11 protein-coding genes are annotated in these 15,575 nt (G+C 33.2%); 3 read left to right on the top strand and 8 right to left on the bottom strand.

Features of this window, described 5'->3' with window-relative positions:
* Positions 1-3 precede the first annotated feature (3 nt).
* The gene (locus tag ACYSNM_RS09060; protein WP_461756599.1) at positions 4-909 is read right to left on the bottom strand and encodes a lysostaphin resistance A-like protein; all 906 of its coding nucleotides are present in this window, start codon (positions 907-909) and stop codon (positions 4-6) included.
* Between the two features lie 42 nt (positions 910-951).
* On the opposite strand from ACYSNM_RS09060, the gene arsC reads away from it, so the two are divergent.
* Both arsC and ACYSNM_RS09050 read left to right on the top strand, forming a co-directional pair.
* Positions 952-1,293 carry an arsenate reductase (glutaredoxin) gene (gene arsC, locus ACYSNM_RS09055; protein ID WP_461756598.1) on the top strand — a complete coding sequence of 114 codons (342 nt, stop codon included), beginning with the start codon at positions 952-954 and terminating at the stop codon, positions 1,291-1,293.
* 90 nt (positions 1,294-1,383) lie between these two features.
* Positions 1,384-3,861 (top strand): TonB-dependent receptor, encoded by a 2,478-nt coding sequence (locus ACYSNM_RS09050; protein ID WP_461756597.1) that lies wholly within the window; start codon positions 1,384-1,386, stop codon positions 3,859-3,861.
* 242 nt (positions 3,862-4,103) lie between these two features.
* Here ACYSNM_RS09050 and ACYSNM_RS09045 read toward each other — a convergent pair whose 3' ends face one another.
* Positions 4,104-4,280 carry a hypothetical protein gene (locus ACYSNM_RS09045; protein ID WP_461756596.1) on the bottom strand — a complete coding sequence of 59 codons (177 nt, stop codon included), beginning with the start codon at positions 4,278-4,280 and terminating at the stop codon, positions 4,104-4,106.
* A 145-nt stretch (positions 4,281-4,425) separates the two neighbouring features.
* Between ACYSNM_RS09045 and fumC the strand changes: the two genes are divergently transcribed.
* A complete protein-coding gene (gene fumC, locus ACYSNM_RS09040) occupies positions 4,426-5,829 on the top strand; it encodes a class II fumarate hydratase (RefSeq protein ID WP_461756595.1) in 1,404 nt (467 codons plus the stop codon).
* Between the two features lie 62 nt (positions 5,830-5,891).
* On the opposite strand, the gene trpB is transcribed toward fumC, so the two are convergent.
* From trpB to ACYSNM_RS09010, 6 genes are all read right to left on the bottom strand, one after another.
* A complete protein-coding gene (gene trpB, locus ACYSNM_RS09035; protein WP_461756594.1) occupies positions 5,892-7,073 on the bottom strand; it encodes a tryptophan synthase subunit beta in 1,182 nt (393 codons plus the stop codon).
* A gap of 514 nt (positions 7,074-7,587) precedes the next feature.
* A complete protein-coding gene (locus tag ACYSNM_RS09030; RefSeq protein ID WP_461756593.1) occupies positions 7,588-8,232 on the bottom strand; it encodes a peptidoglycan-binding protein LysM in 645 nt (214 codons plus the stop codon).
* A 470-nt stretch (positions 8,233-8,702) separates the two neighbouring features.
* On the bottom strand, positions 8,703-10,559 hold the full coding sequence (locus tag ACYSNM_RS09025) for an ABC-F family ATP-binding cassette domain-containing protein (RefSeq protein ID WP_461756592.1): 1,857 nt from the start codon (positions 10,557-10,559) through the stop codon (positions 8,703-8,705).
* 50 nt (positions 10,560-10,609) lie between these two features.
* Entirely contained in the window at positions 10,610-11,749 is a 1,140-nt protein-coding gene (locus ACYSNM_RS09020) for a metallophosphoesterase (RefSeq protein WP_461756591.1), read from the bottom strand.
* A complete protein-coding gene (locus ACYSNM_RS09015) occupies positions 11,749-14,730 on the bottom strand; it encodes a sensor histidine kinase (protein WP_461756590.1) in 2,982 nt (993 codons plus the stop codon). Before ACYSNM_RS09015 ends, ACYSNM_RS09020 begins: the two co-directional genes overlap by 1 nt.
* A complete protein-coding gene (locus tag ACYSNM_RS09010; RefSeq protein ID WP_461756589.1) occupies positions 14,718-15,440 on the bottom strand; it encodes a LytR/AlgR family response regulator transcription factor in 723 nt (240 codons plus the stop codon). Before ACYSNM_RS09010 ends, ACYSNM_RS09015 begins: the two co-directional genes overlap by 13 nt.
* Positions 15,441-15,575: the final 135 nt, after the last annotated feature.

The raw sequence follows: 15,575 nt of genomic DNA, 5'->3' as shown, positions 1-15,575 counted from the left end.
ATTCTATTTAACCGCTCCAAATAAATGTTTGGAATAATTACGCCATTTATATTTTTTGGCAAAAATGAAAAAGACTAAAGGTAGAATTATACCCACTTGAGCCAAATACTCCCATACTCCTACAACAGAATCGTTATCTGTATTAATAAAAAGAGAATCCGTCTGAAAAGCAGTCCAGCTAGAGGTTACTAATAATACCCCAACTAAATTGTTGGCAGCATGAAAACCTAAGGCAAGTTCCAATCCTTCATCTATTAAGGTAATCATACCCAAAAATACTCCTGTACCAATATAGTAGATCATAATAGACATACCATTTTGATCTACCTCAGGATTAGCAAAGTGCATCAATCCAAAAATAAAGGAAGTCAATATAAAAGCAACCCCTCTACTTTTAGTAGCCAATCCAAGTCCTTGTAATAAATATCCCCTTAAAAAATATTCTTCAAAACTAGTTTGTAATGGCACTAGAGCTACAGCCAAAACAAGAAAAGTAAAAAAGCTAGCTGGCTTAAAATTCCATTGAAAATCTTGAGGATTGGCTATATAAGAAATTACAAATAGAAATATACAGATTGCTGACCACAACATAAAGGCAAAACCTATTCGGTTCCAATCTATTTTATCCCTAGAAGTAGTCAAGGTCAAAATACTTTGTTTTTGTATAAGTTTTACCCAAAGTAGCAATACAAAGAGTAATCCTACTAAAGGTCCTATGGTCAGTAGAAAGTTTATATTCTTTCCATACAAGGCAATATTTTGGCGTATAATGTCATTTGTGGAAGCATCAGTGAGCTTTAAGACAACTGCATTCAAGGCCATTATGCCAAAAAAAAGTAGAGAAAATGGTAAATAAAGCCATAAGTTGACTTTATGTTTTTTCTTTAATAACTGTTCAATATATTTCATATTTCAAAAAATGTACTATATTTGATAGAAAATCACCTAATTATGATCACAATTTATCACAATCCTCGTTGCAGTAAATCTCGAGAGAGTATCGCATTTATGGAGCAACAAGGCGTTGCTTACAAAATTATAAAATATTTAGATGCCGAACTTACCGAAACGGATGTTAAAACAATTTTACAGAAATTGAACTACTCCCCTATTCAGCTTGTTCGTACCAAAGATAGTCTTTGGCAGGAAACTTTTGGACAAAAAGAGTTAACAGACGAACAAATAATTCAAGCAATGGTGGAAAATCCTAAATTCATAGAAAGACCAATTGTTGTCAATGGACCTCGCGCAGTAATTGCAAGACCCACTGAAAAAATACATGAAATATTGTAGATAAATAATTTTAACACTTTATTAACAACCCTTATATTAAACCATTGTAAATCTTTAGCGTCTAAACTTATATAAAAACTAACGATTACAATGAAAAATAAGCAGGTTTACACCATTCTACTAATGCTGTTGACTATATGTTATAGTGTTACAGCATTAGCTCAAAATCCAAAACTCTTTACCCTGAGTGGGAAAGTAATTGAAAATAGTACTAGTCAACCCTTAGAGTTTGCTAGTATTTATGCTCAAAATCAAGACAGAGAAAATATTATTTCAGGCGGTATGACCGATGAAAAAGGAAACTTCTCTTTTCAAGTACCCCCTGGAACTTACTTTATACGTATCGATTTCTTAGGATTCACTCCTTTAGAAAAAAGAGATATTCTCGTAGATCAAAATACTAACGTTGGAACTTTAAAAGTAGAGGACGATTCCCAGCTTTTAGATGACGTGGTAGTTATTGCCCAATCCTCTAGTGTAGAAATTAAACTGGATAAAAAAGTATATAGTGTTGGCCAAGACATGCTTGTTAAAGGTGGAACTGCTGCTGATGTACTTGATAATGTACCTTCTGTTACAGTAGATAGCGAAGGAACTGTTAGTTTAAGAGGAAGTGAAAACGTAAAAGTATTAATCGATGGAAAACCAAATGGTTTAGCTAGTAACATTGAAGAGGCTATGCGTATTTTATCTGCTGAATCCATTGAAAAAATAGAAGTAATTACCAACCCATCTGCTCGTTATGAAGCAGAAGGAGGAGCTGGTATTATCAACATAATCTTAAAGAAAGGTAAATCCCAAGGTATTAATGGTAATATTTCTGGAACAATTGGAAATCCAGAGAACTATAATCTTAGTGGAAACTTCAACCTAAGAAGTGAAAATTTCAACTTTTACACTACAATTGGTTATAGAGATAGCAAATCCAAAGGCTATAGCAAAAACGATAGTCAGTACTTTGATGCTGATGGAAACACTACTCAATTTATCAATGAGTACAAAACCAATGATAATAAAAGAGAGGGGTATAATGCTATGTTTGGTTTAGATTATTTCTTAACCCCAAGCTTAACTTGGTCTAATGTCGTTAGTGTTAGAAGAAATAATAGAACTGCTCCTAATAATGTAGATTATAGCTACTTTAATGCACAAGGAGATTTTTCTCATAATAGACAAAGACAAGAAGACGCGAAGAGTACTTGGAATAGTGTAGATTATACTACTTCTTTTGAAAAAGTGTTCAAAGATAACTCGGATCACAAATTAAACTTGGAAGCATCTATATCTCAAGATACCAATGATGATACTACTTATGTAACAGATATCAATCAAAAGGTAACTACAATTGGTTATCAAAAAAACACCTCGGATAATGATTATTTAAGTGGATTAGTGAAGTTAGACTATACTTTACCTATTGGAGAGTCTTCTAATTTTGAAGCAGGTTACTTAGGTACTTTCAAGAAAACCACTAATGATTATGATTTGTATAACCAAAATAACCAACAACAGTGGATCAGTGACCCAGCTATTTCTAATACATTAGAATACAAAGAAAGTGTAAATGCATTATACGCTCAATTTGGAAGTAAGATTACCGATAAATTAAACTATATGTTAGGTTTAAGATGGGAAACTAGCAACATTGACGTAAACCAATTAAGAACAGACGATTACAACAATAAAAAGTATAATGACTTTTTCCCAAGTGCTTTCTTAAATTACGAATTAAACGAATCTACTAACTTATCGGTAAGTTATAGTAGAAGAATCATGCGTCCTAGAGGAAGATTTTTAAATCCTTTCTCTAATTACACAAGTGATATTAACTACTTCAAAGGTAACCCAGATTTAAATCCTGCAAAAACCAATGCATTTGATTTAGGATTTATGAAAAGATGGACAACCTTTACTTTCACAGGGTCAGTATATTTGAATAAAACAGAAGATACCTTCCAATTTGTAAGATATATCGCTGGACAAACACCAGATGGTACGCCAATTACGGTAAGTTCTCCTATTAACTTAGCTACAGAATATCGTTATGGATTAGATCTTACTCTTAACTATAACCCATTTAAATGGTGGAGATTAAATGGAAACTTTAACTTCTTCAAAAATCAAACAAAAGGAGATTATACCTTTATTGATATAGACGGAAGCAAGCAAATCCAAAATTTCGACAATAATGCCTACGCTTGGTTTACTAGAATTTCTTCTAAAATTACTTTGCCGTACAAAATTGATTGGCAATTAAATGGGATGTACATGGCTCCTACTACAACAGCTCAAGGAAAAATTAAATCTTCTTTATCGGCTAATATCTCTTTAAGTAAAGATGTATTAAAAGACCAAGCTACTATTACAGTTAATATTAGTGACTTATTCAATAGTAGAAAAAGAAAGATGGATACTTTCTTAGCACAATCTCACTCTTTTAGTGAAATGCAATGGAGAGGTAGACAAATGAATGTTTCCTTTACTTACCGTTTCAACCAAAAGAAAAATGACAGACAAAAATCTTCTTCTGAAAGATCATCAGATGATTCAGATATGGAGTTAATTTAATAAATACGATTCTTAATAAAAAATCCCTATACTTTAAAGTATAGGGATTTTTTATTGGTAGTAATACTACCTCTGCCTTAACTAAGACTAACAATGCTACTATCTAAGATACCAAGGTGTAAAGAGTAAAGTAGTCCTTTTTAAAAAAACAGATCGTTTAAAAGTTAAAGGAAACTTTTACCCATAAAAAAAGAGCTACATACTGAGTATATAGCTCTTTTATTTTTTGTCTAAGTATAAAATTATACTCGACTTTCTTCTAATTGCTGTTTTTTAGCTTTTTTCTCTTTAAGCAATTCGATAGCTCCTCCAGTTGCCCAATAACAAGCAAAACCTATCAAGAATATCAAAAGCCAAAATGCCATTGTAATAACGGTCATGCCAACGATAAAAGCTAAATACTGTTGAAATTCAAACATTTTTTCCGGAATTTTTGTATATACCTGCCAAATATAAGAACTTTATTTTTTGTAACCTAAAAACCTAAATAAATTTTCAAATCATTTAGAATCAAACTAGATAATTTTGAGTAACTTTAGAAGTATCATCCAAAACATTGCTATTATGAACTATAGAATTGAAAAGGACACTTTAGGTAAAGTTGAAGTGCCCGCAGACAAATATTGGGGAGCTCAAACACAACGCTCTATCCATAATTTCAAAATTGGTCCTAGTGGCTCTATGCCCAAGGAAATCATTGAAGCTTTTGCTTACTTAAAAAAAGCTGCTGCATATGCCAACTATGACCTTGGCGTACTCTCTTTAGAGAAAAAACAAGCCATTGCACAAGTATGTGATGAAATTTTAAATAACAAATTAGAGGATCAATTTCCACTTGTAATTTGGCAAACAGGTTCAGGGACACAATCCAATATGAATGTTAACGAAGTTATTGCCAATAGAGCACAAGTACTTGCTAACAGACAAATTGGTGAGGAGCCTTTAGTATTACTAGCCAATGATGATGTCAATAAATCCCAATCCTCCAATGACACCTTCCCTACTGCTATGCATATAGCTGCCTATAAAACAATCATGGATATCACCATACCAGGTATTACGCAATTAAGAGATACCTTAGACCATAAGGCCCATGAATATAAAGACATCGTTAAAATAGGTAGAACCCACTTAATGGATGCTACTCCTTTAACACTAGGACAAGAAATTTCTGGATATGTTGCCCAATTAGATCACGGATTGGCAGCTTTAAAAAATACTCTACCTCATCTAGCAGAATTAGCCCTTGGAGGTACTGCAGTGGGTACAGGTTTAAATACTCCTAAGGGGTATGATAAGTTGGTAGCAAAATACATTGCTAGTTTTACTGGATACCCTTTTGTTACTGCTAAGAATAAATTTGAAGCTTTAGCAGCTCACGATGCCATAGTAGAATCCCATGGAGCATTAAAACAATTAGCCGTTTCTTTATACAAGATTGCCAACGACATTCGTTTATTAGCCTCAGGGCCAAGATCTGGAATAGGAGAAATTATACTTCCAGCAAATGAACCTGGTTCTTCCATTATGCCTGGAAAAGTGAATCCTACTCAATGTGAGGCTTTAACTATGGTAGCTGCCCAAGTTATAGGTAATGATGTAACCATTACCTTTAGTGGTACCCAAGGCCAATTTGAATTAAATGTTTTTAAGCCAGTAATGGCTGCTAATTTCTTAGAATCTGCCACTTTGTTAGGACAGGCTTGTGTTTCTTTTGATATACACGCCATAAAAGAGATGCAACCTAACTTGAACAAAATAGAGGAATTAGTACAAAACTCTCTTATGCTGGTTACTGCCTTAAATCCTCATATTGGATATTATAAGTCCGCAGAAATTGCTCAATATGCACATGCTAACAATACAACTCTAAAACAAGCTGCCCTGGATTTAGGTCATGTTAGTGAACAAGATTTTGATCAATTAGTAGTACCTAGTAAAATGGTTAGAAATTCACCAGAGAAATAAAGTAAAAAAGCCTTGCTCCTTAAAGCAAGGCCTCTTAATTTTATAACCTATCTTCTTAAGATTTAGAAATTAAAGTAAGAACGATAATTCCCTAAGTCTTTATCTCCTCTTCCCGAAAGATTCACCACAACGATATCCTCTGGGTTAAATTTCTTTTGATCTAAAACCGCTAAAGCATGAGAGCTCTCAATTGCTGGGATAATTCCTTCCATCTTACATAAGTCTAAACCGCTTTGCATGGCTTGATGATCTAATATGGCAAAAAACTCAGCGCGGTTTAATTCTTTCATATGTGCATATAAAGGTCCAAAACCAGGGTAGTCTAAACCTGCTGAAATAGAATATGCCTCTAAAGGCTCTCCATTTTCATCCTGCATATACAATGTCTTACTTCCGTGTAATACACCAGGTTTCCCAACAAAAGAAGTAGCCGCAGTTTCTAGAGTATTTATATTTTTACCTCCCCCTTCTGCAATAAGTAACTTAACACTATCTTGCTCTAAGAAATGATAAAATGCCCCAGCAGCATTACTTCCTCCACCAACACAAGCAATGATATAATCTGGATTTTCTCTTTGCTCCTTTTCCAATAATTGGGATTTGATTTCTTTGGAAATCACCGATTGAAATTTAGCTACCATATCTGGATAAGGGTGAGGTCCTACTACAGATCCAAGTAAGTAAAAGGTATCATGTGCGTTATCAATCCAGTACATTAATGCCTCATCGACTGCCTCCTTTAAGGTCATCGCTCCGCTTTTTGCTGCAACAATTGTCGCTCCTAGCATTTTCATTCTAGCAACATTAGGTGCTTGTCTTTCCATATCTAGAGCTCCCATATATACAATACACTCCATCCCCATTAAAGCACAAACCGTAGCAGTTGCTACACCATGCTGTCCTGCACCAGTTTCAGCAACGATTTTCTTTTTACCCATGCGCTTGGCCAATAAAATTTGACCAATAGTGTTGTTGATTTTATGAGCACCCGTATGGCATAAGTCCTCTCTTTTTAAATAAATTTTTGCTCCATACTTCTGGGATAAATTCTTTGCAAAATAAAGTGGCGTAGGACGCCCAACATAGTCTTGAAGTAATTCTTGCATTTCTTGCTTGAAATCCTCCTGTTCTAAGTAGTGTAAATATTTTTCTTGTAATTCTTGAATTACAGGTTGTAACTGCTCTGGTATATAAGCTCCACCATAATTTCCATAAAATCCGTTTGCGTCTATTTGAAAGTTCATTCTATCTATATTTTTTAAATTTTAAACAAAAAAAAAGGCTTGTCGTGTGACAAGCCTTTTTGCATTAATTACGTATATTTTTATTATTACATATACACATAGCAAGGAGCGCTCACGACGTTCGACGTAAGAGAATTCCACCACCAAGTATTTGTAAGAATTAAATTCATTTTCTTTCTTTGTTGAGGGACAAAAGTATAAAAAAAGCAATACCAAACAAAAAAAAAGTAAAAAAAAAGTAAAACGCACCCCAAAGCTAGGTCGAAATAGCAAACAAAAAACTCCGCTTTTTTACTCTTTAAAATTTTTCTTATCTTTCATAGCTTACTTCTAACTATTTAAAAACCAGAACCAAATAGCTTTAGAATCGATTTTAAACACCTTTTAAAGCACCCGTACCCAATCCAAAGACTTATTCTAGTAAAATATTTTTAAAAGCTTAAAATGGCTTTAAAAACAAAAAGGGCTAAAATACATTGCGTATTTTAGCCCTAAATGATTGTATTATACCGGTTTATATGGAAACCACAGCGTTTTTATCTGCTTGTATCTGAGAGATGTCGTATCCACTAAAACGTTTTAAATACGATTTAATGGAAGTACCATAGCCATCTTTGAATCCATAAGCACCATTACTCTTTAAAAATTTCTTTACAGAACCTGCACCACCTAAGTGAGCTGCAGCAATTAAACCTGACTCTGTAATATGTATCCCAGCGATGCGCTTACCGTGGAATTCCTTTATTTCTTTACGTAAAATCCATTTGTTCTTTGATACTAATGCATCAAATGCTTTTTCTTGTAATAATGGATTTTGTAAAAACTTGGAGGCATCTACTATTCCAATAGAACGCAATGCTAATTTACCAAATTGGTATTTCCCCAAGTACCCATATGAATTAACTATGTCGTATAATCCATTTGACTCTCGCACACCTAAGGCTTGCTTAAAGCCCATATAGGTCTTTCCTGTGAACGGAATTGTACTACTTTTAGCAACCTCTGTCACACTAAACTCTTGTGGATTAGCGTAAAAAAGATTCTCTGGTGCAGCTATATTTAGCTCCGGTGTAACTAGTAATTCATACTGTTTAAAACTGGAAATTAACATAGCTACTAGTAGTAAAGATCCGATAAAAAAAGAACATTTTTTTCTCATTAAATTTAATTTCTCAAGCCCTGTCACCACTTGAAATTTCTGTTTGCAAAGTTACTGCCTTTTTTCAATTCCGTATCACAACACCTCATTTTAAAGCCTACTTTAACAAGAAAATAATTACAACTTATTAATTATCAGCTACATACAAAATAACTTTTTAACAATCAAAAAAAAGCCATTTTACAGTTTTACTAGGCATCCATAAGCATGCCAAGGAACAATATATCCTCAATTTGTCCAAAAAAGCAACCTTTTCCCCATCTTTTATTACACTTCTATTCTTGTATTAAATCCCCATTTTCCAAACTTTAATTCTAGAGAGAAAAGACAAAATAAAACCGCTAAAAAGTCTAAAATATTCTAGGGTAAAAAGTGCCTTTTATACCAATAAAAAATCCCTACTCCTTTTTCAAGGCGGTAGGGATTTAAATTTATATTTTGACAAGGGCTTTTTAATTCCCTACTAAGTTTTATTGCTCCATTTTTTCACTAAGCTCAAACCAACGCATTTCTTTTTCATCTAATTCTTCTAGAATTTTTTCCAGCTCTAAAGATTTCTTCTGAATTTCTTCTTCTGTTAAGGAAAGGTCCTCAAAGATCTTTTCTATATCCTCTTTGCTTTTTTGAAGCTTACTAATGTCTCTTTCTATTTTTTGAAACTCTTTTTGTTCTTGGAAGTTCAAACCTTGTTTTTCTTGCTTTTGTTTCCAATTTACTTTTTCTTTTGGTTCTTCTTTCTCTGGCTCGATGCTATCTTCATATTGTCTAAAGTCAGAATAGTTACCAGGAAAATCTTCAATCACCCCTTCTCCTCTAAAGACAAATAAGTGATCTACGATTTTATCCATGAAATAACGGTCGTGGGAAACAACTACTAAACATCCAGGGAAATCCAATAAGAAGCTCTCTAAAACATTCAAAGTAACAATATCTAAATCATTGGTAGGCTCATCCAAAATAAGGAAATTTGGATTTTGAATTAAAACAGTACATAAATACAGTCGTTTTAACTCCCCTCCACTTAATTTCTCAACATAATCGTGTTGCTTTTTACGGTCAAATAAAAACCTTTCCAATAATTGAGCTGCTGAAATGGATCGTCCTTTTGCCAAAGGTATTTGTTCTCCAAATTCTTTAATAACATCAATTACCTTTTGCTCTGGTTTAATATTAATTCCACCTTGGGTATAATAACCAATTTTGATGGTTTCTCCTACAACAACCTTACCTGCATCTGGTTTATCGCTTTGGGTTAAGATATTTAGGAAAGTGGATTTTCCACTTCCATTTTTACCAATAATACCAATTCTCTCTCCTTTATTAAAGGTGTAAGAAAAGTTGTCTAAAATCGTTTTATCCGGGTAAGATTTATAAAGCTTATGCATCTCTACAATCTTACTTCCCATACGCTCCATATTGATCTCTAATTCCACTTGATGTTCGGTACGTCGAGATTGCGCTTTTTCTTTTATAATGTAAAAATCATCTATTCTACTCTTACTCTTTGTAGTTCTTGCCTTAGGTTGTCTACGCATCCAAGAAAGCTCTTTTACCAATAGGTTTTGAGCCTTATCAATACTAGCATTCTCCATGGCAATACGCTCCTCTTTCTTTTCTAAGTAATAAGAGTAATTACCTTTATATTGGTAAATCTTACCATTATCTAATTCAATGATTTCATTACATACTCTTTCCAAGAAGAAACGATCGTGCGTTACCATAAAAAGAGTTATGTTCTCTTTGGCAAAGTAATTCTCTAACCACTCAATCATTTCTAAGTCTAAGTGGTTGGTAGGCTCATCTAAAATAAGAAGATCCGGACGATTAATTAAGATAATGGCTAAGGCCAAACGCTTTTTTTGTCCTCCAGACAAGCTTTTTACTTTGATTTTTAAATCATCTAATTTAAGCTTGGATAAGATTTGTTTGTATTGGGTTTCAAAATCCCATGCATTAAAAGCATCCATTTTCTCAAAAGCTGCTTGGTAAGCATCTTGATCTTCTGGATTTTCTAAAGCCTTTTCATATTGCTCGATAATCTTTAAAATATCATTATCTGAGGCAAAAATACTTTCCTCAATGCTTAATTCGTCTTGTAAAAGTGGTTCTTGGGCTAAAAAAGCTACTCGAATACCTTTTCTAATAACCACCTGTCCTTGATCAGGGTAGTCCTCCCCCATCAAGATTTTTAAAATAGTGGTTTTCCCTGTACCATTTTTTGCAACAAAGGCAATTTTTTGGTCTTTGTTTATTCCAAAACTAATGTCTTCAAAAAGGGTGCGAGCACCAAAAGACTTGGCTATATTTTCTACTGATAGATAATTCACAATACTTATTTTTTACAAAAATAGCCTTTTATTCGGCTATAATAAAACTTCTACTTTTTAAAGGCCTCTTTCCTAGAGCTAAGCTCTATTACTACATATTCACTTGTGGTTCCAATTCGATATCTACCTCCCCAAATACCAAGTCCAGAACTTACATAATATTGTGTGTTGTCTTTTTTCAAATAACCATGACTCTTCTCAAATAAATAATCGGTTATCCAAGAAATTGGCCATACTTGCCCTTTATGAGTATGTCCAGAGAGCTGTAAATCTATACCAGCTTTAGCAGCTTGTTTTAAGTGATAAGGCTGATGATCTAATAAGATGCTCATTTTACTTGGATCTAATGGTTTGGTTAAACTAGACAAAGTCTCTCTTTTAGTATTTGTCTTATCATCTCTACCTATAAGATATAGATCTAAACCTGGAATAAAAACAGCTTTGTCGCGTAAAACAGTAATATTGGCTTTTTCTAAAAAAGCAATACTTTGGTCCACTCCAGCTAAATATTCGTGATTACCTAGGCAAGTAAATGTGCCATAATTGGTTTTAATTTGCCTTAAAGAATCCTCCAATTGATGGTACTCTAAAGGTCTAACATCACAATCGATAACATCACCACCAATTAAAACCAAATCAGCTTCTTGCTCATTGATTAATTTAACCCAGCTATCTAATTCTTTATTTTGAATAGCATACCCAAGATGTAAGTCCGATACAAAGACTATTTTAGTGTCTTTGCTAAGTTTTTTATCTGTGGTTAAAAAAAGTTGCACTTTTGCTTTACTCCAGTAGGAAGCAAAACCTAAAGCCGCAAAAACAACCGTACACACAATTAATATAAACCCTCTTATTGGATGATCAAAAGCTAAAATATGGTAGTCTGCTTTCAGAAGGTAAATACCAACAAAGGAAACAATGTCGGCAATTACACAAAGGATAAAAGCATAGATTAATAGCATCAGCCATCCGGTTCCTATTTTATATAAAACACTACCTAATGGTACCCATAGCTTATTTCTAAAACCATAGAATATAAAAATACTAGAACTTATTGCTATAGCCAAGGTCAAAAACAAATTAACTAACCAATTATCTTGGCCCGAAACAATGGCAAAAAAGCGGTAAAAAACATAGGAATTACCCAGTAGGTAAAGTAGAAATACAAGTGTAAATACGTATTTTTTCATTATTTAATCACCTTTTTTAAAATTAACTCCACCCTAGAACCTTTATCACTGGTGTAAGTTTTTATATCCTGTTCAAGGTATTTTTGAATCAAGGACATTCGTTGACGAACTATACTCATCCCTTTGGATTTATAGTTGTGCTTTTTCTTGACTTTACTCACTCCTCCAATACCATTGTCCTGAATGACAATACACAAATCTTCCTGATTAAGCTTATATATACAAATCTCCAACTTAGGGTTTTCAATACTAAGTGGAAATGCATGTACCATAGCATTTTCAACAAAGGGTTGTAAGAGCATTGGGGGTAAGAAAATCTGCTCAATATCAATATCATCTAAAACATTAACCTCAAAGACAACTCTTCCATCAAGGCGCATGTTTTCAATTTCCACATAATGGGTTAAGTACTCTATTTCTCTAGCTAGGCTTATTCTTTCTTTAGTAGATAGATTCAAACTCTCTCGTATTAAATGAGCGAACTTCCCTAAATATTCAAAAGCTTGGTCCTGACTATCTTTTAGAATGTAAAATTGTATACTACTAAGAACATTAAAAATAAAGTGGGCATTCATTTGACTTCGAATAGCTAAAAGCTTTACCTCAGCTAACCTCTTATCATAAACAAGTTTTCTAGCCCTTACGCTCTGTTTTCTTTTTAATTGAAGAATTTGATTTCTATAAAAAATAAAGGTTAGAAAACTCACTCCTACAATACAACCTGCAATAAACCAAACGGTGCGATAATAAGGTACTCTTATTTTTACAAATAAAAGTGGACGTAATATTTCATAGCCAGAATCGTAATCTCGAATTTTCAATTCTATGGGGTAAGTACCCGATTCTAAATAGTGTAACTCTACCCTACTTTCTCTAACCTTTCGCCAATTCCCATCTGGCTTAAGACGGTATTGATAATGTAACTTTTTAGGAAACTTTGCCCCATCTACACTAAAATTGATTTGCAAAGAATTCATATTATAAGGTAGGATTAAACCTTGGTGTGTTTTAAAGGACTCCTGAGATAAGGTAGTCTTCTTACCATTTACCAAAATTTGAGAAATTTTCACCTCTAACTGCCTAGACTTGGTTTGAAAATAATAAGTATCAATGGTATAAAGGCCATTTAAAGTTCCTAAATAAAGTATATTTCCTTTTTTGTAATACGTAGTTATTTTAGTGGGATCAAAACCCTGTTCTTGATCAAAATAAAAAACGCCATCCTCTTTAAAAACAGTAAGCCCTTTATTGGTTCCAATTGTTACCTTGTCCAAGTTCCAAGAAATAAAGCTAATATCCGATCCCATTATTTGATCTCTATCTATTACTTTTTGATCATAGTAAATAGGAGAATTAGTTTGTAAGGCATAAATTTCATTGGTATCCGTAGCTACATAAAGAATTCCTTTGGGCCCTGCAGATAAGCGTTTGATACGCTTGGGCTTAAACCAACCTTTTTCAAACAAACTCACAAAACCTTGCTCTTCATTATAAGAAAATAGCCCGTCAAAGGCACTTCCAAAATAAAGAGTGTCCTCCATTTTTACCATACTTACAATTTCCGTGGGAATGTCCTGGGAATCAAAGCGTAGGTAATTGGTATATTTAAAGTTTTTCAAATCAGAATAAATTCTTACTCCTTGAAAAGGCATCACTTCAATTAATTGTCCTTTGTAAAACTCAAAGTGAACAGTGAAAATATTGTAATAATGGATTAGCTCCCCTTTGCTATCTAATTCAAACAATCCAATATTACTACTCACCCACATGGAGTTTTTATGTTCTACTGCTTTATAAAATAAGATATGATCTACATCGATGGAATAATCTATTTCTAAAAAGTAATTCTCTTTTGTAGTAATATCCTTAAGTCGTTCGAAGTTTTTTTGTTGAAAATCTTTAAAAACCTGTATATCTACATGTTTGATTTGCTTTCCTTCCTTAAAGAGATCTAGTCCTTTATTAGAAAATAAAAACACAGTATCCTTTACCCCACCTAAGGCCATGACATGTTCCTTAGTAGTATCTAAAGTCAAAGCAGAAAACATATCTATTTGAAACAAACCACTACTGGTACTTCCTATGTACAAAAACTCATGATTATTATCATAGGTCATAGATAGAAAACTATTAGTTGGAAGTTTAACACTTTGGTTTATCTGTTCCACCTCAGCGTTATCCCATTTATAAACTCCTCCTTGATTGTCAAAAAATCCAGAACTAATGATAAAAAGTTCCCCATTGATTATTTCAAAAGACTTAATATTTGGAATGTTTTTTTGATAAATTGTTTCTTGGGTTAAAAAATCCTGTACAATTAATCCCTCTTGGGTGGCATAAAACATCATGCCTTGGTATGGAATACCAGTAAAAACTCCTTTTAGAGGATTAATACATTTAGCTTGAGAGTCTTCTATTACACATACACCATTATTTATGGTAGTAGCATAAATCTGGTCATCATATACAAAGAAATCACTTACTTCATAAGGGAAGTTCTTCTGTAATTCCACTTTGGGATTGTAGACTTGATGGGTTTTTAAATCAATGATAGAAATCCCATTAGTAGTCCCTACATAAAGTTTATCTTGAAAGACCTCAAGGGTTTTTACCCTGTCTGAAATTAAATTTTCTAGCAGACCAAAAGTGATAATTTTATCATCTACTTTATAAAGTACACCTTGTCCATAACTAGATATCCAGATTCCCTGTGTGGGATCTTCCACTATACTAGTGATATTAGTAAAGCTATGCTCATTAATTTCTTGATCTAGCTCCACTACACCGTTGATAATTTTAGAAACCCCAACGGTAGACCCTACCCATAAAACACCCTGTGAGTCTAAACATAGTGCTTGTACATCATTAGCGATTAATCCACTAGTTACATCGTATTTCTTACTGAGCACTCGGTACTGTCCATAAAAAACAGAACAGACCAAAAGTGCTAAAACCATAAAAATTTTCCTTATAGCGTCCATGAGCTAAAATCTTTCATGGTATTTTGAGCAATAACGATTTGAGGATCTACGGGTTGATTATTGTGCTTTAATACAGATTTAAAATGAATCCTATTATCTCTATCAATATGTTGTACATAATCCATATTGACGAAAAAAGAGCGATTTACCCTGCGAAAATTCTTATGTAAAATACGTTCCGTCACAGACTTTAAAGTCCTAGAAACCAAATGTTTGTTTTCTAACAAATAAATTTCACAATAATTATCGGCAGCTTTGCAAAACACTACATCTTCAATTCTAATTAAATAGCGTTTAGCATTGTTCTTTACAATCTTATAGTAATATTGGTAACCGGCTTTGTCTTTGTATTTATCAAATACACTTTGAACATCCTTTATACTTAAAGGCTTTAATAAATACTTTAAACAATCGTATTCATTAATGGCCTGAATTGCATATTGGTCATAAGCTGTAGTAAATACTACCTCAAAACTCTTACTATCTACTTGATTTAAAAGTTGAAGGCCATTTTCTTCTGGCATATGAATATCTAAAAAAACTAGATCAGGTAGGTAGCTGTCAATAAATTTCACAGCGTCCTTAACAGAGTGCACACACGTAATTAATATTTTTTCTTCCGTAGTAACCTTTGTTTCTATAATAGTTTTTAAAACATCGGCCACTTTTGGTTCGTCATCCACAATCAGAACCACTAGGTCATTTATCATTATTTAAAGTGTTGTTTGTTGTTGTAGTAGTTAAACGGAAAATTATATCCTATAAAATCCCTCACAAAGATAAAAAAATACCTTGACCTTACTTGTAAAAATATCCTAATCCTAAAGCTAGTTTAAGCTTTTTAA

The organism is Myroides sp. LJL116 (assembly GCF_054871685.1).
The sequence above is the reverse complement of the archived record's forward strand: the minus strand, read 5'-3'. Positions and strand labels throughout refer to the sequence as shown.